Origin of the sequence: Fredinandcohnia quinoae, from assembly GCF_022427965.1 — a bacterium.
Classification (GTDB): domain Bacteria; phylum Bacillota; class Bacilli; order Bacillales; family Bacillaceae_L; genus Ferdinandcohnia; species Ferdinandcohnia quinoae.
The window spans coordinates 35851-61295 of the sequence record NZ_JAKTTI010000010.1; the positions used below are offsets into that span (position 1 = coordinate 35851).

Annotated in this window: 24 protein-coding genes; 6 read left to right on the forward strand and 18 right to left on the reverse strand. The window is 35.1% G+C overall.

Annotated features, from left to right (window positions below):
* Positions 1-85: 85 nt before the first annotated feature.
* A complete protein-coding gene (locus tag MJG50_RS08540) occupies positions 86-1705 on the reverse strand; it encodes a putative polysaccharide biosynthesis protein (protein WP_240254733.1) in 1620 nt (539 codons plus the stop codon).
* 99 nt (positions 1706-1804) lie between these two features.
* A complete protein-coding gene (locus MJG50_RS08545) occupies positions 1805-2188 on the reverse strand; it encodes a hypothetical protein (RefSeq protein WP_240254735.1) in 384 nt (127 codons plus the stop codon).
* A 146-nt stretch (positions 2189-2334) separates the two neighbouring features.
* On the opposite strand from MJG50_RS08545, the gene MJG50_RS08550 reads away from it, so the two are divergent.
* Positions 2335-2727 carry a thiol-disulfide oxidoreductase DCC family protein gene (locus MJG50_RS08550; protein WP_240254737.1) on the forward strand — a complete coding sequence of 131 codons (393 nt, stop codon included), beginning with the start codon at positions 2335-2337 and terminating at the stop codon, positions 2725-2727.
* A 50-nt stretch (positions 2728-2777) separates the two neighbouring features.
* Here the strand turns inward: MJG50_RS08550 and MJG50_RS08555 are convergent, their stop codons facing one another.
* Positions 2778-4481, reverse strand: a complete 1704-nt coding sequence (locus MJG50_RS08555; protein WP_240254739.1) for a methyl-accepting chemotaxis protein — start codon at positions 4479-4481, stop codon at positions 2778-2780.
* Between the two features lie 427 nt (positions 4482-4908).
* Here MJG50_RS08555 and MJG50_RS08560 point away from each other — a divergent pair, with 427 nt between their 5' ends.
* A complete protein-coding gene (locus tag MJG50_RS08560) occupies positions 4909-6174 on the forward strand; it encodes a BaiN/RdsA family NAD(P)/FAD-dependent oxidoreductase (RefSeq protein WP_240254741.1) in 1266 nt (421 codons plus the stop codon).
* Between the two features lie 261 nt (positions 6175-6435).
* Here the strand turns inward: MJG50_RS08560 and MJG50_RS08565 are convergent, their stop codons facing one another.
* The 8 genes from MJG50_RS08565 to MJG50_RS08600 all read right to left on the reverse strand — a co-directional run bounded on the left by MJG50_RS08565 (position 6436) and on the right by MJG50_RS08600 (position 16567).
* The gene (locus tag MJG50_RS08565) at positions 6436-6621 is read right to left on the reverse strand and encodes a sporulation protein Cse60 (protein WP_240254743.1); all 186 of its coding nucleotides are present in this window, start codon (positions 6619-6621) and stop codon (positions 6436-6438) included.
* Between the two features lie 81 nt (positions 6622-6702).
* Positions 6703-7695 carry a LacI family DNA-binding transcriptional regulator gene (locus MJG50_RS08570; RefSeq protein ID WP_240254750.1) on the reverse strand — a complete coding sequence of 331 codons (993 nt, stop codon included), beginning with the start codon at positions 7693-7695 and terminating at the stop codon, positions 6703-6705.
* An 87-nt stretch (positions 7696-7782) separates the two neighbouring features.
* Positions 7783-8664, reverse strand: coding sequence for a DMT family transporter (locus tag MJG50_RS08575; RefSeq protein ID WP_240254752.1), 882 nt, complete (start codon positions 8662-8664; stop codon positions 7783-7785).
* A 16-nt stretch (positions 8665-8680) separates the two neighbouring features.
* Positions 8681-10348 carry an amylo-alpha-1,6-glucosidase gene (locus tag MJG50_RS08580; RefSeq protein ID WP_240254754.1) on the reverse strand — a complete coding sequence of 556 codons (1668 nt, stop codon included), beginning with the start codon at positions 10346-10348 and terminating at the stop codon, positions 8681-8683.
* Positions 10349-10393: 45 nt separating this feature from the next.
* Positions 10394-13462: a glycoside hydrolase family 2 TIM barrel-domain containing protein gene (locus tag MJG50_RS08585; protein WP_240254756.1), complete on the reverse strand. Its 3069-nt coding sequence runs from the start codon at positions 13460-13462 to the stop codon at positions 10394-10396.
* 23 nt (positions 13463-13485) lie between these two features.
* Positions 13486-14307 (reverse strand): carbohydrate ABC transporter permease, encoded by an 822-nt coding sequence (locus MJG50_RS08590; protein ID WP_240254758.1) that lies wholly within the window; start codon positions 14305-14307, stop codon positions 13486-13488.
* The gene (locus MJG50_RS08595) at positions 14304-15236 is read right to left on the reverse strand and encodes a carbohydrate ABC transporter permease (protein ID WP_240254760.1); all 933 of its coding nucleotides are present in this window, start codon (positions 15234-15236) and stop codon (positions 14304-14306) included. Before MJG50_RS08595 ends, MJG50_RS08590 begins: the two co-directional genes overlap by 4 nt.
* Before the next feature lie 92 nt (positions 15237-15328).
* Positions 15329-16567 carry an ABC transporter substrate-binding protein gene (locus MJG50_RS08600; protein WP_240254768.1) on the reverse strand — a complete coding sequence of 413 codons (1239 nt, stop codon included), beginning with the start codon at positions 16565-16567 and terminating at the stop codon, positions 15329-15331.
* A 365-nt stretch (positions 16568-16932) separates the two neighbouring features.
* Between MJG50_RS08600 and MJG50_RS08605 the strand changes: the two genes are divergently transcribed.
* Both MJG50_RS08605 and MJG50_RS08610 read left to right on the forward strand, forming a co-directional pair.
* On the forward strand, positions 16933-17544 hold the full coding sequence (locus MJG50_RS08605) for a hypothetical protein (protein WP_240254770.1): 612 nt from the start codon (positions 16933-16935) through the stop codon (positions 17542-17544).
* 14 nt (positions 17545-17558) lie between these two features.
* The gene (locus MJG50_RS08610) at positions 17559-18014 is read left to right on the forward strand and encodes a DIP1984 family protein (RefSeq protein ID WP_240254772.1); all 456 of its coding nucleotides are present in this window, start codon (positions 17559-17561) and stop codon (positions 18012-18014) included.
* A gap of 260 nt (positions 18015-18274) precedes the next feature.
* Here MJG50_RS08610 and MJG50_RS08615 read toward each other — a convergent pair whose 3' ends face one another.
* Positions 18275-19090, reverse strand: coding sequence for a CPBP family intramembrane glutamic endopeptidase (locus MJG50_RS08615; RefSeq protein ID WP_240254774.1), 816 nt, complete (start codon positions 19088-19090; stop codon positions 18275-18277).
* Positions 19091-19263: 173 nt separating this feature from the next.
* The gene (locus MJG50_RS08620; RefSeq protein ID WP_240254776.1) at positions 19264-19983 is read right to left on the reverse strand and encodes a YebC/PmpR family DNA-binding transcriptional regulator; all 720 of its coding nucleotides are present in this window, start codon (positions 19981-19983) and stop codon (positions 19264-19266) included.
* A gap of 211 nt (positions 19984-20194) precedes the next feature.
* On the opposite strand from MJG50_RS08620, the gene MJG50_RS08625 reads away from it, so the two are divergent.
* Positions 20195-21262, forward strand: a complete 1068-nt coding sequence (locus MJG50_RS08625) for an alpha/beta hydrolase family protein (protein WP_240254778.1) — start codon at positions 20195-20197, stop codon at positions 21260-21262.
* Between the two features lie 61 nt (positions 21263-21323).
* Here MJG50_RS08625 and MJG50_RS08630 read toward each other — a convergent pair whose 3' ends face one another.
* Positions 21324-21791 carry a hypothetical protein gene (locus MJG50_RS08630; RefSeq protein ID WP_240254780.1) on the reverse strand — a complete coding sequence of 156 codons (468 nt, stop codon included), beginning with the start codon at positions 21789-21791 and terminating at the stop codon, positions 21324-21326.
* A gap of 190 nt (positions 21792-21981) precedes the next feature.
* A complete protein-coding gene (locus tag MJG50_RS08635; protein WP_240254782.1) occupies positions 21982-22728 on the reverse strand; it encodes a hypothetical protein in 747 nt (248 codons plus the stop codon).
* Positions 22729-23026: 298 nt separating this feature from the next.
* Between MJG50_RS08635 and MJG50_RS08640 the strand changes: the two genes are divergently transcribed.
* Positions 23027-23323 (forward strand): hypothetical protein, encoded by a 297-nt coding sequence (locus tag MJG50_RS08640; RefSeq protein ID WP_240254783.1) that lies wholly within the window; start codon positions 23027-23029, stop codon positions 23321-23323.
* Positions 23324-23519: 196 nt separating this feature from the next.
* Here the strand turns inward: MJG50_RS08640 and MJG50_RS08645 are convergent, their stop codons facing one another.
* The 3 genes from MJG50_RS08645 to MJG50_RS08655 form a co-directional block, all read right to left on the reverse strand.
* Positions 23520-24284, reverse strand: a complete 765-nt coding sequence (locus MJG50_RS08645) for an aminoglycoside adenylyltransferase domain-containing protein (protein WP_240254785.1) — start codon at positions 24282-24284, stop codon at positions 23520-23522.
* Between the two features lie 23 nt (positions 24285-24307).
* Entirely contained in the window at positions 24308-25006 is a 699-nt protein-coding gene (locus tag MJG50_RS08650) for a Type 1 glutamine amidotransferase-like domain-containing protein (RefSeq protein WP_240254787.1), read from the reverse strand.
* Between the two features lie 84 nt (positions 25007-25090).
* Positions 25091-25390, reverse strand: a complete 300-nt coding sequence (locus MJG50_RS08655) for a rhodanese-like domain-containing protein (RefSeq protein WP_240254789.1) — start codon at positions 25388-25390, stop codon at positions 25091-25093.
* Between the last annotated feature and the right edge of the window lie 55 nt (positions 25391-25445).

Below are 25445 nucleotides of genomic sequence, written 5' to 3' on the forward strand. Positions count from 1 at the left end.
TGCTCGTAGCTTCGCCGCCTCGACCTTCTCGGCTCTTTTTGTCCTCCTTTTTGAACTCGTATTCTAGTTAAAAAGAAGGCTGTTATTAGTCAACAGCCTTCTTGCTTGTTTTTCGAAACGCAAATTTACTACCAAGTAGTATTTCCAATAAACGACTCCGATAGGCTAAAAATAAATAAATCACAGCACCAACGACGACCCCTATTAAAAGTACAACCGTTGATTGACCTCTACTCTCATCTACTGAAAGCCCAAATGACAACAACCATTCGATTAATACAATTCCGATTGCCATCACGAATGCAAATATCCCCATCAATAATGACCTTCTGACAAAGAAGGAGAAGGAATATTGGGCATGTCTTGAAATCATCCAAAAATTATAAGCAATAGAGACCGTATATCCAAGTGCGGTCGCTAGAACTGACCCAATTTCTCCAAACCAAATTAAAAATGGAATATTACATATTAGTTTAACGATAAGCCCTATTGCTAAACTTACTACAGCGAATTTTTGCTTATTAATCCCTTGAAGGATAGCTGCAGTAATCGAAAAGAAAGAAAATAAAATAGCAACAGGAGCATACCATCTTAAGACATTCCCACCCGCTTCATTTAATCCAAAAAACGAATTATACATTGGATATGATAGAACTGCCATTCCTACAACCGCGGGCAACACTAATAGTACGCAAATCTGAAAAGTTTTATCAATTTGTTTTCTAAGCAGCGAAAAGTCACCATCAGTGAACGATTTTGTAATTGTTGGTACAAGTGTCAAACTAAATGCTGTTGCGATGGAGACTGGAATCATGACAAGCTTCGGAACTAGTCCAGTTACGATTCCAAATAAGTTTTGAATCTCTTCTTCACCAATAGAATTCAATGCCCTGTTAAATGTATATTGGTCAATAAGGCTATAAAGTGGTATTGCTAGCCCAACAAAAACAAACGGAGCTGAATACGATATTAATTCTTTATATATTTGTTTTGTCGATATTTCAGTTTGTGGTTTACTAGTAGCTAATAAGTCATCTAGATATGGTTTGCGTTTTAACCAATACCAAATCATGACTCCCAGGCCACCAATTGCACCAATAAATGCTGCAAAGGTTGCATAACCGATTGCTGTCTTAATGCCACCATCTAATAACTCAATGACAATATAAGCTGACGAAAGCAGAAAAATAACCCTAGCGATTTGTTCAATTACCTGCGAAAGAGCTGTAGGACCCATAGATTGATGTCCCTGAAAAAAACCTCGCATCATTGACATAATTGGAACAATTAAAAGCGCAAAGCTCACCATTCTAATGACAGAAACTACATCATCAGCAGTATAGACGCTTTTATCTCCGCCTAGTTGTATGGGCGCTAACACTGGTGCAAGTGAGTACAACAATAGAAAACTAAGGAAGCCCGTAATTGTCATAACGAAAAGGCCAGATTTTAGCATCCTACGACCAGTATGATAATCACCAAGTGAATTATATTTTGAAACAAATTTCGAAACTGCCATTGGTAGTCCCGCAGTTGAAATTGCCAAAAAAATCGTATATTGCCCATAACCATATTGATAAAGGGCTATCCCTGTCTCACCCACCAAGTAGGTAAACGGAAAAATATAAATCATCCCGAGTATTCGGGAGATATATGTACCAAGTGTTAAGATAAATGTTCCACGCAATAATTTTGATTCAGACATTCGAAATCCCCATTCTTCTTTTAAAGGACTATCTTTCATTAAAAACTTAAGTAATTTACAAAATGCGCTTAACTTTTCTATTTTAGCATAATCAATATACTACCACCCAGCAATTTTTTGTCTGTCTAGTGAAATATTAGATAACGTAATATACTTGCTGTCATCATTGAGTTTTTTAAAATCTTGATCAGTAATTACGAGTGTAAATTCTTCGTATGCCTCACCCTCCATCAACAACATGCCAGCATGATCTTTTTGAAATAGTATCGCAAATTCCTTATCATTTTGTAATCGAAAACAGAAAATATAAGCATCCAGCTCTTCATGATAAAGCCATGTATAATCAAATGTATATATGTGATAGGTCATAATTTCAGTCAGGACTGGGATAGAAAGAAGCAAGACATTATTCCCTTTTTCAACTGTCCATCCAGCATCTTCAGGGTAAATACCCTCTGTAACTGATGGTGTATAATTACTCATTTCATTTCCCCTTTCATTTCATGTTATAGTTTAGACTTGATTGAAAGGAAATTCAATAAGAAAGAGAATGTCTATTAGTATTTCAGAACCAACATTAATACTGCATATGATATTATAAAGGTAAATAAATGCGAGTTGGTGAAAATATGAATCGTATTATTTTATTTGATGGAATATGTAATTTCTGCAACTCCAGTGTCCAGTTTATTATTAAAAGAGATTCCAACGAAAATTATCAATTTGCTTCTTTACAAGGTGAAGTTGGAAAGGATTTGCTTAAAAAACACGGATTAAAAGGAGATTTGAGTAGCGTTATTCTAATTGAAGGTGACCGTGCTTACATTAAATCAAATGCAGCCCTACGGATTTGTAGAAATTTAAGTGGACTGTACCCTTTTTTATCAATTTTTCTAATCATCCCGTCCCCGATTAGAGATATATTTTACGATGTCATTGCAAAAAATCGCTATAAATGGTTTGGAAAGAAGGAGAGCTGTATGATTCCTCCTGCTGAAGTTAGAGGTAGATTTTTAGATTGAAATAGTAACATACCAGGGCGAATACGCCTCCTCCCTGGTATTTTAACCCACTAATCAATAATAAACTTTTCAGTTTCACTTTCTAGCTCTTCTGACATCTTTGCAAGAATATTTGTTGCGGCTGCAATCTCCTCCATTGATGCATTTTGCTGTTCAGTTACTGCGGCTATATTTAAAGTCCGTTCAGAAGTTGTTTCTGAGATTGAAACAGACTCTTCCAAGCTTTTAACTACCTTATTCATATGTGAGTCCATCATACGTACAGAATTAGAAATCGTTTCTAGCTGCGTCGAAACATCTGTAATGGAGTCTGATATATTTTTAAATGTTACTCCAGCTTCCTGTACAATTAAATATCCATGTTGGGCAGTCGTTTCACTTTTTTTAGCATTAATTACTGCTCCAGAAATCTCATCTTGAATATTTGAGACAATACTATAAATATCACTTACCGCACTTCCGGTTTGTTCGGAAAGCTTTCGAACCTCATTAGCCACAACTTGGAAACCCTTGCCATTTTCCCCAGCCCTTGCGGCTTCTATTGCTGCATTCAACGCTAATAAGTTTGTCTGCTTGGCTACAGATGTAATTAAGGACAAAATATGACTTATTTCTTTTGACTTTTCATCCAATTTCCTAATGATCTCTCCTGTCAAGATTGCCTGAGCTTCAATTTCATTCATCTGTTGAATAATATTTGAGACTACCTTATTCCCGTTTTCCGCACTTGTGGTCGAAACAATAGCTGATCTTTCAACCAATTGAATTCTATCAATCATTTCTATTAGTTCAGTTCGAATAGATGATGTTCTTTCACTAGCGTTTCTTAACTTACTTACCTGATGCTCTGTCCCACCAGCAATTAAATGAATAGAATCTGCGATATCAACAATTGATCTGCTCGTTTCATCTGTATTTGCGGCCACTTCCTCAGAGGTTGCAGCAATTTGCTCTGCATTATTATGGACATTGCGAATGAGTTCTCTTAAATGGGTGACCATTTTGTTAAAATCCGTTGCTAACTGTCCCAATTCATCTTTTGAACGTACTTCAAGAGGTTCTATATCGAGATTTCCTTTTGACATTTCATTCACATGTTCTGTTAATCCTTTAATCGGTGATGTAATCTTTCTTACAATACCTATCGTAATTAATGCTACAAGAAATGGAAGGACAATACTTAAAATAATAGGTAGTTTAATTGTTTCCCATGTCCGCTCTTTAAGTATCTTTGCATCGAAATCAATGGCATTTACAGCAATCACCTCTTTTGAAGAATCATTATCCTTAAAAATTGGTGCATATCCTGTGATTCTTTCAATTCCACCATATGAATAAACCTCAGAGTACTCTGAATGCTTCATTTCCTTCACCATTTGAATGGCTTCCTTATCAATATGAAAAGTATCTCCGGCTTGAAATCCTTGAGTCTTCAGCGTTTCATCTGCAGCTATTATGTTTCCATCAAAATTCAAAATATATGAATCAAGAAAAATAGGCTTCTTTTTTATGATCCAGCTTATTTGCTCCTCAAGCTTCGTTAAATCTTCCTTATCTCCCGCTATTACACTCTCTAAAAGACGCGGCTCTATTATTCCAGTCGTAATATTTGCACAACCAATTAACTCGTATCCAGCAGATTTCTCTACCTGCTTTGATACTGTAGAATAGATAAATGTTGTAACAATAGCGATACATAGACTAAACAGCATAACGACAATTCCAACAATTTTTCCTGTTAAACCAATTTTCATAGTATTCTCCTTCTGAATATTTCCGCTTTTTCAATACTACTCAATAGTAGTAATTTTCATAGTATTTTTTCCGTGATAAAAGTCACTTTCAAACAAAAAATTTTTTCAAAGGTTTATTTTTCACTTTTAATGAAAAATGGTATCTTAAAGTGTGTGTTCAAAAGGAGGATAAAAAGGACCGAGTCGGCTAAGACGCCACGTCCTGTGGCGACGCCGACACTAGCACGTCCTGTGCGTCGAAAGTTCGAGGCGGCGCAGCTTTGAGCAGCGGAACGTATGTAGTGAATACGTGAGCAGACGCTCTATCACGCAGGAAAAGTATTTTTCTTTTCCAAGGAGCGGAAAAGCAAGCCAACGAAGAAATTCGATGTGTCATTTTTACCCGACTCTTTGAACTTCCTCTTAAAAGAAGATAGGAGTGATTCGTTTGAAATACGACGTAATAGTAATCGGAGGAGGCCCTTCAGGGTTAATGGCATCAATTGCTGCTGCTGAACAAGGTGCACGGGTCCTCCTTGTAGATAAAGGAGACAAACTAGGGAGAAAGCTTGCGATATCAGGTGGCGGTCGTTGTAATGTAACAAATCGACTGCCCATTGATGAAATCATCCAGCACATCCCCGGAAATGGCCGATTTTTATATAGTGCTTTTTCAGTATTTAATAATGAAGATATCATTCGTTTTTTTGAAAATTTGGGAGTAAAGCTTAAGGAAGAAGACCACGGTCGTATGTTTCCTGTTAATAATAAAGCTCAATCTGTTGTTGATGCACTCATGAAAAGATTAGAAATATTACGTGTAGATATCCTAACAAATACCCCAGTGGATAGAGTAGTGTATAAGGAAGGACAAGTTAGTGGTGTTTATTTTAAAAATAAAGAGTACATCGAGGCGAAATGTATTGTAATTGCTGTTGGCGGAAAATCGGTACCTCATACTGGATCAACTGGTGATGGATATGCGTGGGCAAAAGCTGCAGGGCATACAATCACTGAACTCTTCCCTACTGAAGTACCTGTAACATCTAATGAAAATTTTATAAAAGAGAAAACACTTCAAGGGCTATCATTACGTGATGTATCATTAAGTGTATTAAACCCAAAAGGTAAAACAGTCATCACTCATAAAATGGATATGATATTTACCCACTTCGGGATTTCGGGTCCAGCGGTGTTACGCTGCAGTCAATTTGTAGTTAAAACGATGAAAAAGTTTAATGTAGACCGGGTCACTGTGAGCATTGATTCGATTCCAAATATGAATGAAGAGGAAATCTTCCAATATATTATTAGAAATGCCAAAGAAGAACCGAAAAAAGCATTAAAAAATATTCTTAAAGGCTTCTTGACTGAAAGATATTTATTATTTTTGTTAGAGAAAAATCAAATTGACCCACAAGTGACCTCAGCAAATCTTGCCCATGAAAGTATTCGGGCTTTTACAAAGGACTGTAAACAGTTTCAATTTACTGTGAATGGGACGTTGCCTATTGAAAAAGCTTTTGTCACTGGTGGTGGTGTTTCTGTTAAGGAAATTCATCCGAAGGAAATGGAATCGAAGCTGACAAGAGGGTTATTTTTCTGTGGTGAAATATTAGATATACATGGCTATACAGGTGGATATAATATTACATCTGCACTCGTAACAGGGAGATTGGCTGGAGAAAACGCAGGAAAACAGGCTAAAGCCTGAAATTAATAATAGAACCTAGCATATTTTTAATTAATCAAATGCGCCTTGGCGTATTTGTGCCCAGATTTTTTCGAGCTTGCTCGAAAAGCTTCCTTTAAAAATCTGAGGCATCCGCCGGAGGCTTTAACTTTATTCAGTCAGTTTGAACCCCCACTGAATTGAAAACTGATTTGCATTTATCTCACCACTTATTGAAGTGGAGACTTCTGCTCCTGCGATTACTCGTCGCATGAGAACATTTGCTGAATAAAGTTAAACATGCTAGGTTCTATATAAAATCATCGCTGAAAAACAGAAGATTTGATCATTATTTTGACTACAAGAAACGGCAACCTGATATTTAATATCCATGATATCAGACTCATCAATTTTACTAAGAAATCGATTCACTTCCCGCTCCAGATCCTCCTCATGCTCTTCATCAAATAACTTAACCTTACAATTCACTGACCATCACCTCCGCAATACTGTTATCAGTATGGACAGAGATTCGTGAAAACATTCGGAACAGTCAAATTTTAAGCGGAGTCAGTTTATATTAGCTGCACTTCCCCTTATAATTAATTTTGTATGAATGGTAACCTTTTTAAAAACTTCCCTTCTTGATGTAATATTTTCTAATAGTAGATCTACCGCAGTTTCTCCCATAATTTCCGTATACAGCTTAACTGTAGTTAATGGAGGAACCATATATTGCGCAGACGATACATCGTTAAAACCTACAATACTTAATTCATCGGGAATTTTTACCCCTAATTCATATGCTGCCTTATAGCATCCAACAGCAATCGTATCGTTTGCAACAAACAACGCTGTCGGTTTGTTATCCTTCCCAAGCATTTCCTTCAAGATGAGGTAGCCGTCCTTAGGATTATAGCCACCAATTTTTACAAATTCCTCATTAAAAATATTTTTGTCTTCTAAAAATTTTTCAAATACATCCTGTCTTAAATCTTTAAACCTATTACCATACATATCTGTTTCTACTCCGCCGATAAAGCCTATTTTTTTATGGCCTAACTCAGTTAAATAGGTGAGTGCATTTTTAGTAGCAGAATTAAAATCAATGACAACAGAATCAAAGAAATTCTCATCTGGATTTGAATCAACAAAAACGCAGGGAGTTTCAAAATCTTTTATTTTGTCAATATCGGCCCTTTTAAAAGTACCTAGGCAGATAATGCCATCAATTTTCGAAAGGCTTTTCTTCGTATCGTCCTTACCAATCCGATAGATTTCAATTCCTTTTCTTTTTAGCTTCTTTTCTAATGCTACTCGAATCGAAAGATAATACGTATCCACTAATTCCTCTTCAAGAGAATATGAATAATATAGACCAATTTTCCATTTACTCTTGGCTTTTTTCTTAGGAGTTACGACATATGCTAATTCCTCAGCAGCCTCGAAAACTCGCTTTCTCGTTTCGGGTGAGACATTTAGTGATTCATCATAATTCAATACTCTTGATACTGTCGTTATTGAAACCTTAGCTAAATCAGCAATATCTTTTATCGTCGCCATCATTAATACCTACTAACATAATATTTTGTATATTTATATTGTAATATATTGGACGGAAATTATAAATATTTCCCAACCAAGTTATCATTATGTTAATCCTTTTAGTGTTTTTCTTTTTATAAAAGACAACTTTGTTTCACAAATAATAATTGCACAAAGGATAAGAGTTGCCCCCAGTATCATTCGAAACGTGATGACTTCGTGTAGAATAATGATTGAGAAGACCATTCCCCAAAACGCTTCTGTCGATAGAATGATAGCTGCTTTTGTTTCTGTTGTGAACTTTTGGGCAATAGTTTGTAGTAAAAAGGCGATTGTTGTTGAGAATACCCCTAAATATATAAGAGAGGAAACCCCCTCACTTGCCATAGGAAAACTCATTTCTCCCCTTAATAGAACAACAACAAATCCTAAAACTGCAGCAGTCACCATTTGGACAATCGTAAGTAGGATCGGATCCTCATCCTTAACAAATTTCGCTGTATAAAAAATATGAAATGCAAAACCAAACGCACAGCATAAGGTTAACAGGTCCCCTACATTAATTTCTGTTGATAGTTTCAGAGAGAGTGCACCTACTCCAGTAATCGCGAGAAATGCACCCGCTAATTCGAATTTATCCATTTTCCTTTTATATAGAAAGAATGCGATAAAAGGGACAATCACGACATTTACGGCAGTTAAAAAGGCATTTTTAGACGGTGTAGTGTATTGTAAGCCGACTGTTTGCAAAGCAAAAGCTAGGTAGAGAAATATCCCTATGATAACACCTTTTATTATCGTACTTCTCTTAATAAACTTAAGCTTTTTAAAGAAAACAAGACTTAACAAGATGACCCCTATTAAAAAACGCCCTGCAAGGGTTTGATAGGCTGTGTAAGATTCAAGAGCAATCGCACTTGCAACAAACCCGCTCCCCCAAATAATCGCTGTAATACTTAAACAAATTTCTCCTACATATTTCCTCATTTATTCCTCCATCTTTCTAGTTACGGTTTCTTAATAGTAAAAGGAACACACTTGATGTCCATGTAAAGGAGGTATCTACCAACCCCGCTCCAGTTAATGGATCAAAGTTCTCTGCCATCCCGCCCACTAGTGTAAGCTTTAAATATTTATCTCTTACTCTATTTCCAATTTCCTCATATCCATAGCTTTGTAGGGCATCAATGAACAGATATGTGACCGGTGCCCATATCGGCCCTAGCCAGTATCCATTTTCTTTATAGTAGGGACTAGATAGACTCTCAGTTGCCAATCCAAATTCCGTCTCGAAGTTCTTTTCAAGGTCATCAACTAATTGTTCCATCATGCTTTTATCTAATCTATATCCTATTATAACTGGTAATCTAAGGATTAGGCTTGATCTTATCTTAATTTTCTCTGCATTTTTCCCAACCCGCCCGTAAAAGCCCTCTTCATCGTAAAGTCTGTTCATTAAGAGAATAAATAGTAGATCCGCCTTTTCTTTGAACATCTCTGCTTCAGTATCTTCACCAAGAAGAATTGCAAATTTCGCAAGAATATCATATGACTTTATTAAAAAGCAGGTCAGATCTGGTGCTTCAATTGGCATTCCGGCGTGAAATAATGAAGCATTGTCCCAGCCAGAGTCATTTCCGTGCTTATAATGTGGTAACCGCCCTGGATATGTTCGGTATTCATCAAAGTATTTCATTATTTTTTTAGTGGATTCATAGACTGTTCTTACTCTGTCAGTATCCTTAAAATAATCATGCTGATCCATAAGCTTTTCATATGCATAAGCAAAAATTGGCGGCTTAATGCAGTTATAGGAAACAAATTTATCATTCACAAAATCCGGATATGCCCCTGATTCATCCTGAGTGTCGATGAAAGCTTTCAACTGTGCATAAGCTAATTCAGGGTAACTTTCCCCTAGATTCAATGCATTGAAGCAATTATCCCAAGACCAAATATTATACATCCAAAGCTTTGACATATACATCGCGTAATCTTTTAAAAGTCCATGGGGGTGAACTACACTTGACCATGTAATATAGGAAGCTCTTTCGATCGAAGGTAAGTAATTACCATTTCCTTTACTCATTGTGGAAAACCACGTCTGATAAATCTTTTCCACTTTGTTTTTTCCTGTTTGAAAATCAACATAATCCTTTTCTTTATAAACGGTACGGTAGCTTTCAATTATAAAGTGTCCATCTGCCATCCGAATATCAACGAAATCATTTCCGATTATATTCCAAGGGGCATCAACCATCAGCTTCCCTTTTAATTGTTTAATCATCAATTTTAATTCTTTTGGATAGATGTGGTATTCATACATCCCATCCGCAAGCTCCATTAACGTATCATATTTCACTTTTTCTGCTTTTAGTCGCAGTTCTACACCTTTTACTTCAATATGAAGTTCATCTTCTTCAGGGATAATGAATTCTGCATAGCAGTCTGTATCATCATACAAACGGAGTTTTAGTGAAATTTCAGATGCATCGACTACAAACTCTTGTTCAACACCGTCTTTTAGTACGTCAAGCTTAAATAAGCGTGAAGGTGCCTCATCACCACCATGAACATCCCTTATATAGACGTCCCCTGATTTCTTTTCCTTCGAAATACAAAAATAAGACCCAAATCGGGAAAACGGAATTTCCCTGATATCAAGTAACATACAAATCCTCCTTAAAAATAAGCAGGGTTTCCCCTACTTATTTATCTATTGAACCCTAAAGAATTTACTCTCTTCAACTAGGTCAGCTTTATTGATTTTTCTAATTTCAAATTGAATTTCAAAATCCTCAACACCCACGCGATATTGTGGTAGCTGCTCTTCTCCACAGCTATTGCTGCCTAGTCCACTTTGTCTATAGTCAATCGTTAATACATTAAATGGAGACTTACTAATTTTCCCTCTATGCTTTGCTTCTTCTAATGCATTCGTTTCATAATCATGAATTGTGAAATCCCTTATTTCCTTAAAATTAATCAAATAAGAATGATCTCCTTTTGATAGCGCAAGGAAGGATGTATCACATCTTGAACCATTTTCTTGAGGATACACGTAATCAGTGTGCATTTCATCAATGGTTTTACGGTATAATCCAATACTTTGGCTTCGTTTACTATCTTGATAGCTTTCAGAATCACCACGACCATACCATGTCACTTCATTAAATTCATTATTTACATGCATTTGAATCGCAATTCTTGGAAGCATTTCAGGAATGTCTGTCCCTCTAATCACTTTTTTACCATCTAGTCGGAGGTTTAATACACCCTCATTCGTAATTCGATAGTGATAGATTAAATGAAAGCCCCAAGCCTGATTGACAGCTGATAAATATTTTTCAATTTCTACTTCAACATAGCCATCATTCATTACATAATTAATTGAAATAAGCTGCTCTTTCGCATTTTTCAAGAAATACTTATTAATCCAGTCGTCCTTCTTATACATATCATTATCAATGATTGCTCTCCACAAGGTGAGCTCAGGACCTTTGCTAATAATTTCTTCATCATCAATTTTATATGAAAGAAGGGTACCATGGACCTTTGAGAATTTGATTTTACATGAATTATTTTCTAGCAGAAGATGCAATTGATCTTCATGTACGTTTAATTCTGAATGATAATCCGAATTGTTCTCACTTATTCTTACTTGTTTCTCTATTCTAGTTGCTTCAACAAGAAAGCTTTCATTCGTAATTTCATGGCCTTTATCTGCATACAATTCATCATCTGAAAGCATATAGCTTACACAAACACGAACATCTTCATGTTGTAGTGCTTTTTCTAGATTGATCGGTAAGGTCATTTCTAGTTCTTCATGAGGAGCAACTTTAGGTAAAACTAGATCATGCTCCTCAAGCAATTCATCAAATGAAACTGCCTTAATGTTTAAAGTAATTCCTTCTAGATTTTTAAAATCATAGAGGTTTTTTACTTTAATCTTTAACAGATTAGAATCAACTACTTCAGTTTCAATTGGCTCAATGACCTTTTTATATTCGATAAGTCCTGGTGATGGAGTGCGATCAGGAAAGACGAGTCCATCGATACAGAAATTTCCGTTCGTTGGGAAATCTCCATAATCACCACCGTATAAGTAATACTCATTCCCATTTCCATCAATTTGTTCAATTCCATGGTCATACCATTCCCAGATGAATCCACCCTGAAGTCTCGGATATTTTCTCATCATGTTTTGATATTCAGTCAGACCACCTGGCCCATTCCCCATTGAATGTCCATATTCACATAGGATATGTGGTTTTTTTCCTTCTGCATCCATTCCCACTTCTTCAAGTCTTTTAAGCCTTGTATACATGGTTGAATAAACATCACTATATGCCGCTAGTCGATCGCCCTCGTAATGTACCAATCTTGTAGAGTCAATTGCTTTAATTGCATTGTACATTGCTGTAAAATTACGACCAGCTCCCGATTCATTACCAAGCGACCACATAATGACGCTCGGATGGTTACGATCCCTCTTGACCATTCTAACGGCCCGATCGACATATTGATTCTCCCATAATTCATTATCACTGATCCAATTATAATTCCCTGTATTTTCAAAGCCATGGCATTCTAAATCTGCTTCATCTATCACATAGAGTCCGTATTCATCACATAAATCATAGAATGCATCATTATTTGGATAATGTGCCGTTCGAACCGCATTGATATTGTGCCTTTTCATTAAAACAACATCCTGAAGCATATCCTCGTAGGTAACTGTTCTACCCATTTTTGGATTAAAATCATGACGATTTACACCGTTAAAGAAAATTCGTTTCCCATTTAATCTAATTTCATTATCCTTAACTTCAATTGATCTAAACCCCAATTTTAACGGGATATATTCTTGATTACCATTTGGTAATTTATATTCGATCATTAATGTATATAGATTCGGCTCTTCAGCACTCCATAAAAGAGGTGATTCCACTACCTTACTTAGTTGAAACTTACCGTTCTCAGTTTCTAAAGGCAGTTCAGCTATTTTCTGCCCTTTGAATAGGAGGGCTCCATACAATTTTGAAATAATGTTCGTAAAGAAATTCCCTGCTATCTTCAATGTGAAATTTTGATAATTTTCATCTGGTACTGTCTCGATGAAAATGTCTTGCAGTGTATGGTGATTCATTCGATATAGCTCAACACTTCTAAATATTCCAGAAAGCCACCACATATCTTGATCTTCAAGATATGTACCATCGGAAAACTGGTACACTCTTACTGTGATTCGATTACTTCCATTCCTTACAAATTCGGTAATATCAAATTCAGAAGGCATTCTTGAAACTTTACTGTAGCCTGCATGTTGTCCATTCACATATAAATCAAACGCTGAATCTACACCATTAAATTTAAGAACAATTCTTTCATCCTCATTAAGAGGTTGTAAGCTTAGTTCTTTAAAATAGATGCCTGTCGGATTTTCCTGCGGAACATATGGTGGATTAATTGGGATTGGATATAATACGTCAGTATAATGCATCTTTCCATACCCTTTTAATTGCCAGCAGGATGGTACTTCAATGTCATCAAGACTACTAATATCGAAATCTTCTTTTTCAAAGTTATCGGGAGAGTACTCTGGCGCTTCAAGATATAGAAACTTCCAATTACCATCCAAAAGCGTGTAACCACGGCTCACTTTCTTATTAAAAGTCTGTGCATCATTCAATTTCTTATATCTATAAAAATCGGTATGGGCAGGAAGCCTATTTATTCCAGTCAGATGGATATCTTCCCATCTTTTCATTTCACGTAGCATTTTATCTTCCTCCGAAAATCTATTTACTTTATTGATCCGCTAATCCCTTCAACAATGTATTTCTGTGCAAACATAAATACTAATACTGGTGGTATGATCATAATTATTGTCATTGACATAATTGGTAGAATTTGAAGATCATGAACCCCTTTGAATGCTGCCAATCCAAGTGCCATCGTGTATTTGGATTGATCCTGCAAGTAGATTAACGGCCCTAAATAATCATTCCAAACTACTAAAATATTTAATACAGCAATTAATATGAGAGGTGCTTTCATGATTGGGACAAAAATTTTATAAAATATTTGAAATTCATTTGCACCATCAATTCTCGCTGCATCTTCTAAATCCTTTGGTACATTCATCAAAAATTGACGTAATAAGAAAATATAATAGGCAGATCCAAAAAATGCAGGAACGATGAGTGGTTTCAATGTATTAATCCACCCAAATAAGTTAAATTGCATATAAAGTGGAATCATAGTCACGTCCCAAGGAATCATCATTGTGGACAATAGCAAAATAAATAAAATGCCTTTGTACTTAAAGTTATACCGAGCAAACCCATATGCAACCAATGAACATGATATTAATTGTCCAAGAGTAGACATTACAGTGACAATTACTGAATTTTTAAGATAGAGTCCAAATGGCTGGCTTTTCCATGCATCAATGAAGTTTTGAAACTGCGGAATATCTGGAAATATTTTAGGTGGAAAACTAAAGGCTTCCACTTCTGTTTTAAATGCAGTCAATATCACCCATGCAAAGGGAAATAAAAAGTAAAGGGAAAATAATCCAAGAAGGCTATAGACAATTATTTTATGAGTTTTAGTAATCTTCACGATTTTTTACCTTCCTTCTTCACTTCATTTTCATAAAATACCCATGCAGAGGATGATTTAAAGATTAATAATGTCAATAATAGGATGATAATGAACATGAACCATGCATTTGCACTTGCATACCCAAGTTTGTGGTGTTTGAAAGCATTATTATATACAAACAAGCCGTAGAAATAGGTCGATTTAAGCGGACCACCACCAGTTAGAAGTAATACAAGTGTTAGTTGTTGTAATGCCCCTATAACAGATGTGATCACATTAAATAAAATGGTAGGGGTTATACTTGGAATCGTTATGCTTAAAAATTGCCTAATTGGTCCAGCACCATCAAGAGCTGCCGCTTCATATAGTTCAGGTGAAATCCCTTTTATATCCGTATAGAAAATGAGCATCATTGTTCCGACACCCCATGCGCTGGCTATCACAATTGTTACAATCGCCCATTTCGGATCAATCAGCCACTTTGGACCTTCAATCCCAATAAATGATAATAAGTAATTTAGAATTCCGTATTCCGAGTTGAAGATCCACCCCCAAATAATTGATATCGCAACCCCTGATACTACTGCCGGAAGATAGAATATTGTTCTAAAAATTTTTATTCCTCTTACAGGTTGAGTAATGAGGAGTGCTAATATTAATGCGACGATAAGATTAAGAGGGACGAAAATTAATGCAAATTTAAAAGTAATGACTAATGATTTATAAAATTGCGGGTCAGCAGTAAACATTTTTTTGTAATTATCTATACCTATAAATTTTGGACTGCTTGTAACTGGCCAATCAAATAGACTCATAATTAATGAAAACACTAGAGGTCCTATAGTAAAGACCAAAAAACCGATTATCCATGGTAAAATAAATAGATATGGCACTCTTTTACCGACTAATTTATAACCTTTTCTTTTCTTCGTTTTTGTAATAATCATATAAAAACCTCACGGAATTAGATTTATACAAACTATATAAAAGGAAAAGCACCATTTCGCTTTGGGATTATGATACTTTTCCATCTATTAAATTATTGGTTTGCTGCATCGTTTAATACTTTTTTTGGCTCCATTAAAGTACTTGGATTGAAAATTTGTTCAAATACTAAACTTAAATTCTCTGATACCCCACTCCAATCCTCAACGATAAAGGAAGCAGGGGTATACCCATCACTCTTTTCAAGCATCGAATAAAACACACTTTTAACTGGATCTTCCTCAATCTTTTCTTTTTCTACTAAACTCTTAATAACTGGAAGTTCATATTCGATTCTTTCTTTATTTGCTTCTTCACCAGTCCAAAATTTCATAAATTCAAATGCAGCATCTTTATGCTTTGAATCCTTTGACATCGCGATACCAGATGAACTTAAAATGCTGATATTTTTGCCATTTTCAAACATAGGTAATTCGACGATTCCGTAGTCAATTCCCGCTTCCGTTAGTGTACCAAGTGACCATGCACCATTAACAAACATAGCAACTTTACCTGATTTCATTTCTGTAGAACCAGAGCCCTCAGTTGCGATCGCATATCCGTCCTTCAACATATTTTGAAACATCTCAAATACCTCAATGGACTTCTTTGAATTTACATTACCATCTAATTTCCCATCCTTATCAACATAGGATGCACCATTACTCCAAAGGAACATTTCAAAATCATATGGATCCGGCTGCCCCGAAAAGGCAAATCCAGAAATTTTCTTTTCTTTATTTGTTAGTTTTTTAGCTGTTTCTATTAAATCATCCCAAGTCCATCCAGACTGTGGATATTCAATTCCCTGTTCATCAAAAAGCGCTTTGTTATAGTAAACGACATGCGTTGTATAACCAACAGGTAAACCGAGTGTTGTCCCACCTTGGGAATTGTAGTTCCAAAGAGCCTCATAGAAATTATCCTTGTATGCCGCTCCTTCCTTTTCTATATAAGAATCAAGTGGCTCTAATGCATCCTTATATAACGGATAATTCCACATATACATAACATCAGGTGCATCCTTTGCACCCATTCCAGCTGCAATTTTTGTATCGTACTCGTCACCATACCCCTCAAGTTTCACCTTTACCTTATCTTGCTGTGCATTAAATTTATCCACTAATTTTTGCTGTAGATTTAGACTTTCTTCGGAATCCCAAGTTGCAAACCGAATCGTGACCTTCCCATCTTTGTCTTCATTATCCCCATTTGAAGAAGAACTACATCCAGAAATCAATAAAAATGTTGAAAAGAAAAATAATAATGCAATCCTCATTTTCGATATTTTCATAATATTCCCTCCTTTTATTCTATATCCTTTATTATATTTATTTTTTACTAAAAGTAAAGGCTTTCATTTTATGTTTTACTAAAAATTTGTGTAATAATTTCGATATAATATCGATTTAAGTCCAATTAGAAGTAAAATACCTATTATTATATGTTATAACATCTATAATTTGATTTATTCCACCTGTTTTATTTTAGTAAAAAAATAGCGAATAGGTAGATCTTTACTAAGTCTTCCTCTGTTAGAAATCTATCAGATTAACTTACAGTTTAAAGAACAAGTAGGAATAATCACATTGTATTTTTCTTCCCATATTATCTGTTATTTGGTAAAGTATTGTTAATTGAATAATGAGGAGATGTACGATGGAGAATGCGAAATCTAGAAAACTAAATTGGATTGCATATGTATCTGTACTGTTTTTAGTAATGCTCATCGGAATTAAAATAGGGACTACATTCTTTTCGACCTTTCAATTAACCTTTATTTTATTCCCACTTATGGTATGTGCGATTATTGGAGCTAGTATTTTAATGATTATTTCCGTTATCCATATCATTAAAAAGCGGAGCAGCCTATCAATCATGAGTTTCATACCAACTTGTATAAATCTTGTTTTCTTTTTAATTCTGCTCTATCAACCTATTAGTACATCTCTACTTCAAATTGAATTTGCAATAAAAAAGGATTCGAGAATGGATATTGTCGAACAGTTTAATGAAGGCAAATTAGAACCATCCAATGACTACTTATATAAAATTCCTACTCCGTATAATAAAAAGTTTATTTCAGATGGAAATGAGATTTTCCAAAGAGGAGACTTCCTATTTTTCTACCATACTCGAGGGGTAATCGATAATTTTTCTGGATATGTATATAACCCTTCTGGAAACCCACCAACAAGTGATGACGTCCAAGCGGACATAATTTATATGAAAAAAATGAATTCAAATTGGTATTATGTATCTTGTACATAAAGGAGTGATGTGAAATGAAATTAGCTGAAGCACTATTGGAAAGAGCCGACTTACAAAAAAGATTGGCGCAATTGAAGGAAAGACTTCTCCGCTCAACCGTAGTTCAAGAAGGCGAACAACCAGCAGAAGATCCTAACACTTTATTACTAGAAATGGACAATATTATTAAAGCGTTAAAGATCTTAGTTATGCGAATCAATTACACAAATTCAACAACGACATTAGTTAACTATGGAACCATTTCAGATGCAATTACACATCGGGAATTACTTATGAAGAAAAGGAGCATTTTAGAGGCTGTTATTGAAAAAGCATCAATAATGGATATGCGCTACAGCCATTCCGAGATTAAAACCATTCCAACGGTTAATGTGAAGAAATTACAGGATCAGGTTGATGATATTTCAAAACAGTATCGACTTGTTGATACACTTTTACAGCAAACGAATTGGTTAACAGATTTAAAATAAATTAGATAGCTGGTAGTTATTTAAAAGGCGAGTACAAAAAAATGTTTTACTAGTTGGTATGCTTTGGGGAAGGCTACGGTTCAAATCCGCATTACACTTTATCCCAGTACAGCTTACAACTGTATAAATCACGAATAACAACTTACAACCACGTACTGATTTTGAATAACGAGGGTGGGTATGGGGAATTGAATAAAGGCTCAAGGCAGAAATGCCTTGGGCCATTTCACTTACAATTACTTATTTCAAAATTTTAAATCTTACAAAATAGGTTCTTTTTTGCCCCATTTATGATTTGTATAAATAAAGTCTAACGCAACGGCACCGATTATACTTGGAAATAATATAAAAGCAAAAAATTGGAGTATTATCATACCGCTAACATCAAAATGATTATGAAGTGGGCTTAAAATTTGCGTTACAGTCATAATCGCAACATGAAATCCAATTGATGTCCAGACATTTCCCGATACTGCCCTTAAATAACCTAATATTAAAGCAAAGCCGGGAATAAATAGAATCTGTCCAATCGAGTATATTGCCCCAATGATATAACTAAATAATGAAAACAAAAGCACTTGCAATATGAGGGATGACCAATGGGGAAAAATTACATTTAAGTAACGATAAATATATCCTCTGAAAATAAGTTCTTCTGGTAATGCCTCTATCAAAAATACAGTAATAAATAAAATGATAATACTTAACAAAAGTTGAGTACTATCTGTTTTTAACGTGATATCAACCCAACCAACCAATATACATATAGTAATTCCAAGCATTGCTGGAATTGTCCAGAGAATAAAACCTATGAGGAATGAAAAAATATTCGATCGTATCGTGGTTGATATCAGTTGTTTAAATGAAACTTGATCAACCCTCCTTGCAAAATCAATAAGAATAACGATTAATATAGAAGTAAGCATCGCAATAAAGAAGTGGTTAATACGACTATATTCCTCTCCTAATGTTTCGCTAAGGCGGCCAATAAAAAACCAAATTAAGCAAGTAAACGTAAAGATAATTAATATTCTCAACAATATACTTTTCATTGACAATTGATTTTTATCAGTCAAGCGAACCTCCCCTTTAAAGTTTTATATACTTACATTCGTATGCCATTTAATCATAAATGATAATTATGTATATTTCATCATATATAAAGTGAAAATTCAGTTTTTTAACACATGCTAAATTATATAATAAAAAGCTTGGGGAATTTAACACCCAAGCTTTTAACATCTTCTTATTACTCACCAAGATCCACATTATGATAAACTTGTTGAACATCATCTAAATCTTCTAACGCATCAATCATCTTTTCGAATTTTGCTTGTGCATCTTCAGGTAGTGTTACGTCATTTTGTGCTAGCATTGTTAGTTCTGCTACAGTAAATTCGGTAATTCCTGCATTTTTTAACGCCTCTTGAACAGCATGGAATTGTTCTGGTTCAGCGTAAATAATAACTGAATCATCTTCTTCCATAATGTCACGGACATCCACGTCTGCTTCCATTAAAATTTCAAGCACATCATCAGCAGTTTTACCTTCGATACCTAATACAGCTGTTGCATCAAACATGTATGTTACAGATCCGCTCACACCCATGTTACCACCATTTTTACCAAATGCGGCACGCACGTCTGAAGCGGTACGGTTCACGTTGTTTGTTAGTGCATCAACGATAACCATTGATCCATTTGGTCCAAAGCCTTCATAGCGAAGTTCGTCATAGTTTTCTTCAGAACCGCCTTTTGCTTTTTCGATTGCACGGTCAATAATTGCTTTCGGTACACTATATGTTTTTGCACGTTCAAGTACAACCTTCAAAGCTTGATTTGATTCTGGATCTGGCTCGCCTTGTTTTGCTGCTACGAAAATTTCACGTCCAAATTTTGCATAGATACGACTCGTATTCGCATCCTTTGACGCCTTTTTTTCTTTAATATTATTCCACTTACGACCCATAATTCCATCTCACTTTCAAATTTATCTAATAAGGATTCAACTAATTAATATAAATGGGACAACCCAGCCTTAAACACAGATTATATTATACATCAATTATATTATTTTTTTCGAGTCCTAATGTCAAAAAAAGTCTAGAAAGTATTTCCGATGAAACCTTTTTACATTTTAGCCGTATAAATACAAAAGTCGAAGGGGAGGTATAATTCGTATGGTTTCTAATCTAAAGGTTGGTAGAGTAATCAAAGTAATTGATGATTTCGATAGAAAAGAAGTTTTTGATGATCGTAAAGAGTTTCATTCTTTCCCAGTTAGTATTTATTACCCTACAAATGAAAATACAACAAATAAACCTCTTACATCATTATTCGAGCCTGCTATTGAAAAGGCGATTGAAATCTTCTCGATGGTTGGGATTAATGAAGAAAAGTTGAAGGAAGTTATAATATCAATTAAGGAAAATGCAGAGCCAGTCCAAAATACTTCGTATCCAGTCTTGCTATTTTCTCCAGGTTTTGGAATCGATCGCGATTTATACATAGAGAGTATTAGTGCCATTGTACAAAAAGGATATATCGTTGTGGCTATTAGTGTCCCATATGATAGTTTTGCCACCGTTTTTCCTGATGGAGAGTTTATATTTCAAGCTGAACATTTTCCTGATGATCAATCACAGATAGAATCAAGAATGAAGGATGCAAGTCTTGTATTAGATCATCTTGAAAAATGGAATCAAGAGGAGTTCTTTAATGGAATATTTGACACTAATAGAGTTGGTGTGATGGGACATTCCCTTGGTGGGGCTACTGTTTTCAATTTAGCTACTATTGATGAACGTTTATCCTGTGCTGTTTTATATGATGCAAGTTTGTTTTTAGTCGATAACAAGATACCAAATATCCCTGTTCTTAATCTTCGCCAAGAAGCTTCTTCCTATGAAGAGTATCTTGAAGCAATTTCGGGAGGAGATGATGCTCAAACAAGTGAGGAAATTGCTAGGGTATTTATAGAAAAACAAAAGAACATGTATGATTTTCTCCCAGCAAGTAGTTCATTTATGAAAGTAATAGGTGCCAATCATCTATCATTTTCAACAATTGGTAGACTGTTATCTGGAGCTGAAACCCCAGATGTAACTAAAACAATTAATGAACTTACCATTGCATTCCTTAACGATTTCCTGAAAGGTGAAAAAGCTGCATATTCTGAATGGATTAACGGAAAGGATAGACCAGCAAATTTGGTTGAAATTGATGGAAGTGGGTTTCCAGTTGATTGAGATGAGTAAGCAGAAACCACTAGGGTATGAACTCATTATTTACTAAGTACATACCCCTAGATTATTTAATATAATCCAAATAATAGATATTGTTTAGTTCAGTAACTTTAAAACGCAATTTTTGTTCATTTGTAAGTTTTATATAATTCCCCGTATATTCACCAAAGTCAAATCCAATATTATTATTTTCCGGATGACCATATAAATAACATACTACCTTGCCATCATTTACAAATACAATTTGGGTCATACCTTCACTTACAGTTTCATCTATCTTATCCCATTTATATCCCACAGTGTTATAGATGATGTCCTTTGAAGTGTATGGAGAGAAACTGTATAGTGTATCCCATTTAAATGGTGTCCATGTTGCGAAATCATCAATAATCGCACTGCCGCTTACTGGATGAAATGAAGCTTTTAACTTAGTTGCGTTTTCTTCCCAAACTTCATCCTTAAATAAGTTGACGAAAATCAGAATAATAATGATTGAAAAAATGGAAGCCGAAACCACAGTTTTCTTTTTCATGAAACACACACCTTTAATTGAATAATGCTTGGAGAAAAATCCTACTTCTAATATCTATTTCGACATTCTTGCAAAAATACCTTTCTTACATGTAACGATTCGATGGCACCTATTCAAACACAAAAAATCGGGAAAACTATTAATACAATTAATTCCACAAAAAATGCTTTGACCTTTTAAACTCCCCTTATCAATCCATAAGTGGTGGAAAGCCAGCACGACTCCATAACCATAAGGGAGTATGGACATCAATCGGTGCTATGCCGCTCCCAGCAAGAGCTATTTCCCAAGCGGTTGCAACAGTCTGTCGGTCATCTGCCCCACCGTTTAATACCTCTTCAGAACATAATCCCAATTTTACAGTAGCTTTTAAAACATGCGTATCTGGTGCAATCGTGATTAGCTCACGAGATTTCCATGAAACATTTGTATAAGTTTCCAATACATACAACCAATAATTAAATATCTTTGGTCCAGAGAGATAGGGGAAATCTGATTTTCTATCACCTTGCATAATCTCTTTTAAAAGAGCGATGTCAGAATGAACACACTTAATCAATCCTTCCACATTTCCTTTATCCGAAGACTCAAATATTCCTTTTGCTACACGGTGCCAAATGACAGGATGTCGATTCGGTTGTAATCCGACACGATGTAGAAGCAATGCCTCACGCAGTTCATCTATATTTCTGTTTACAACAAGTGTCGGACTAAAAATCCAATTAGTCACCGGGTCTTGATATGCTTGTACAACTGACTTCCATAATGTATAAGCATTTCTTTGATAGTTTAATGCCATTGCTAGTGTTATAACATCCATTAGCTCATCTTCTTTAACCACATCAATCAATACATCCTCTGGCATTATTTCTCCGCCTAAAATTCCATCAGAGTGCATTTTCATTAAGCTGTTTACATTTTTTATGAAAGTATTCATTATGTCCTCCGGAAACCATGTTAAATAATCTAATTCTCTTAATTAAGGAGAAACTCCTTCTTGTACTTGAACCTAACTTCAAATACAAAGGCTGTTATCGCAAAGATGTTGTTTTATGATATAGAATTTTTAAAAAAATCTGTTAAAATTATCATAATAGTCAGTCAGTGCTATTGAAACTTTGAAGGGGGTATTTCATACGAAACGAGTATGTGGGTTGTTTGTTATTCTTATTTTCATAGTTTTAACCGGATGCAGTTTGGAGACAAAGACATTACCACAGTTTTATGAAAAAGATTTGAGTAAAGTTACTAAAATCGCAATTGTCGATGGAAGCACAGGGTATCAAAAAACAATTGAAGATAATAAGGTAATAAATGATTTTTTGAATGATATAAAAGACATTAAATTTATTCCAGATGAAAATCAAGAGTCAAGAAGTGGATTAGATTATGGGATTTCACTTCATCAAAATGGAGAAGAGACTTTTCATTTTGCATTAACACGAGTGAATGGCCATTATTATCATACAGAACCAGCCATTTATCCTATCGTTGATGAATTTTATACTACCCTTACTATCGAAGAAGATTGAATTTTAATTTTTGACCTCGAATATGAGGTCTTTTTCATGCACTTCTCAACTTCTCTACCGTTGTGTGGTTTCTTTTACTCGTTTTTCAAATACTAAGTTGTTCCACATATTAAGTCATTGAAACAAATAGACGACAATCCATACTTCTAGAGGATTGCCTTCTATATTATTTTGGGCTTAATCACTTCTTATTGAGTTAGTACCCCTTCAACTCTTTATTGATTTCAGCTGTCATAAATTCTGCAAAATTGATTAAATGGGCCTGGTCAAATGCACGATTAATAGACGAACACTTATATTTTTCAAGTGCATCGGAAATAAGAGTTTTATATCGACTTGGTAATGACCTTACTCCCCATTCCCCACCCTCTTTTTTTGATGAAACCACCTTTTCCCTTAAATAATAGAGTACCCTACATAAATTCAATGAATAATAGACTGGATTTTCAACTATAGCTTCGATTGCATCATTTATATCGAATAGGATTGAACGGATGTAATAGTGGGGATCAATTGGTTTAAATACGTCCGATATGGGTTTCCCAATCAAACAGATACCTCTGTTGTATATAACTACTAAATGCGCAGCCAAATCAGGATCCAAATCATTACCGCAAATATAATTTTCATCATTTATGTATTTGTCTTTATGTGCCATAGAATAATGTAATTCAAAAGGAGTTGGATATTCAAAATCTATTACAGTTCGCTCTGTGATAATGCTCATTTCGATAGGATACGATGGGGTCGATTCCTCTAATTGTATTATTTCTTTGATGATTACTTTTTTAATTGATAATGGTAGCTTTTCTTTGACGACAACCAACAAATCAATATCACTTGAATCTGTATTAAAACATCCCATTGCTAATGATCCATGCAAATATACTCCGATAAGATTGGAATCTATCGTTTTACTAAAAATAGTTACGGCTTTTTGAATGTAATTTTCGATGCTCATATGGTTCTCCTTATAAAATATTCCTAGCTTCCTAATAATACTGTTTCTATTCTTTCCTCTATTGCTTCGCTTCCGCTTTTGCTTACAAAATATGCATTTGTATTTGGTCTTGAACTAACAGCCTTTACAAAAGTTTGATCGATGAAATGTAGAGCAACTCCATCATCAGCTGCATACCCTCCTTGAACTGCACCCGAGGACACCAATTCAAGATATGCAGGTCTCCTATCCTCTTCACCATCATAATGCGGACAATTACTTCCTTTCAAAAATCCTAAACATTCGATTGGCTCAAGCTTATCTCCGTATGAATCAGTTACACCATCTTCAAACCAACAGATTGACCCAGCACTTATTCCCGACAAAATTATGCCAATCTCCCAAGCTTTCCGTAAAATGTGATCTACACCCCATTCTTTCCATAGCGCTAGTAGATTTTTGGTATTACCACCACCGACATAAATGATATCCTTGTCTAATAAAAATGATTCTAAGTCTCTCGTAGGAGGGCTAAAAAGAGAAAGATGAGAAGGCTCACAATTATGTCTCTCAAAGAAATGATAGAATCTCGTAATATAGTTTTCCGCATCGCCACTAGCTGTCGGCAAAAAACATATTTTGGGTGTAGCCTTATTTGATTGATTTAAAATATATGTATCCAGCAACGGATTATCCGGCTCCATCGAAAAGCCGCCTCCTCCAAGCGCGATGATTTGTTTCATAGATTCTATAACTCCTTACTAATTATTTTATATTAACAATACTCTGATAATTATTATAAAAAAAAAGAGTGCGAATACTCTTTTTTACTCAACTTTCCCATCCCATTCCAGCATTCCGCCGACCATGTTGCGAACTTTATAGCCTTGGTCTTGTAGGTATGCACAGACATTTCCACTACGACCGCCGGATCGACAGATGAAAATGTATTCTTTATCTTTGTCAAAGTAATCAAGATTATTTGGGATTTCGCCCATTTTAATATGTTTTGTACCTGGAACCATACCAGTTGCCACTTCATCATCTTCGCGAACGTCAACAAGTGCTAATTTTTCACCGTTTTCGAGCTTTTGTTTGAGCTCCTCAGTGGTTATTTCGGGAATCATCATTATCATCCTTTCTTTCTTATCCCAAACATTATAACAAAGGTTAAACCATCAG

Excerpts from the sequence above, each read along its gene's own strand:
- MJG50_RS08540 (WP_240254733.1), bottom strand. The coding sequence starts at position 1,705 with ATGTCTGAATCAAAATTATTGCGTGGAACATTTATCTTAACACTTGGT.
- MJG50_RS08545 (WP_240254735.1), bottom strand. The coding sequence starts at position 2,188 with ATGAGTAATTATACACCATCAGTTACAGAGGGTATTTACCCTGAAGAT.
- MJG50_RS08550 (WP_240254737.1), top strand. The coding sequence starts at position 2,335 with ATGAATCGTATTATTTTATTTGATGGAATATGTAATTTCTGCAACTCC.
- MJG50_RS08555 (WP_240254739.1), bottom strand. The coding sequence starts at position 4,481 with ATGAAAATTGGTTTAACAGGAAAAATTGTTGGAATTGTCGTTATGCTG.
- MJG50_RS08570 (WP_240254750.1), bottom strand. The coding sequence starts at position 7,695 with ATGGCGACGATAAAAGATATTGCTGATTTAGCTAAGGTTTCAATAACG.
- MJG50_RS08575 (WP_240254752.1), bottom strand. The coding sequence starts at position 8,664 with ATGAGGAAATATGTAGGAGAAATTTGTTTAAGTATTACAGCGATTATT.
- MJG50_RS08580 (WP_240254754.1), bottom strand. The coding sequence starts at position 10,348 with ATGTTACTTGATATCAGGGAAATTCCGTTTTCCCGATTTGGGTCTTAT.
- MJG50_RS08585 (WP_240254756.1), bottom strand. The coding sequence starts at position 13,462 with ATGCTACGTGAAATGAAAAGATGGGAAGATATCCATCTGACTGGAATA.
- MJG50_RS08595 (WP_240254760.1), bottom strand. The coding sequence starts at position 15,236 with ATGATTATTACAAAAACGAAGAAAAGAAAAGGTTATAAATTAGTCGGT.
- MJG50_RS08600 (WP_240254768.1), bottom strand. The coding sequence starts at position 16,567 with ATGAAAATATCGAAAATGAGGATTGCATTATTATTTTTCTTTTCAACA.
- MJG50_RS08605 (WP_240254770.1), top strand. The coding sequence starts at position 16,933 with ATGGAGAATGCGAAATCTAGAAAACTAAATTGGATTGCATATGTATCT.
- MJG50_RS08610 (WP_240254772.1), top strand. The coding sequence starts at position 17,559 with ATGAAATTAGCTGAAGCACTATTGGAAAGAGCCGACTTACAAAAAAGA.
- MJG50_RS08620 (WP_240254776.1), bottom strand. The coding sequence starts at position 19,983 with ATGGGTCGTAAGTGGAATAATATTAAAGAAAAAAAGGCGTCAAAGGAT.
- MJG50_RS08625 (WP_240254778.1), top strand. The coding sequence starts at position 20,195 with ATGGTTTCTAATCTAAAGGTTGGTAGAGTAATCAAAGTAATTGATGAT.
- MJG50_RS08630 (WP_240254780.1), bottom strand. The coding sequence starts at position 21,791 with ATGAAAAAGAAAACTGTGGTTTCGGCTTCCATTTTTTCAATCATTATT.
- MJG50_RS08635 (WP_240254782.1), bottom strand. The coding sequence starts at position 22,728 with ATGAATACTTTCATAAAAAATGTAAACAGCTTAATGAAAATGCACTCT.
- MJG50_RS08645 (WP_240254785.1), bottom strand. The coding sequence starts at position 24,284 with ATGAGCATCGAAAATTACATTCAAAAAGCCGTAACTATTTTTAGTAAA.
- MJG50_RS08650 (WP_240254787.1), bottom strand. The coding sequence starts at position 25,006 with ATGAAACAAATCATCGCGCTTGGAGGAGGCGGCTTTTCGATGGAGCCG.
- MJG50_RS08655 (WP_240254789.1), bottom strand. The coding sequence starts at position 25,390 with ATGATTCCCGAAATAACCACTGAGGAGCTCAAACAAAAGCTCGAAAAC.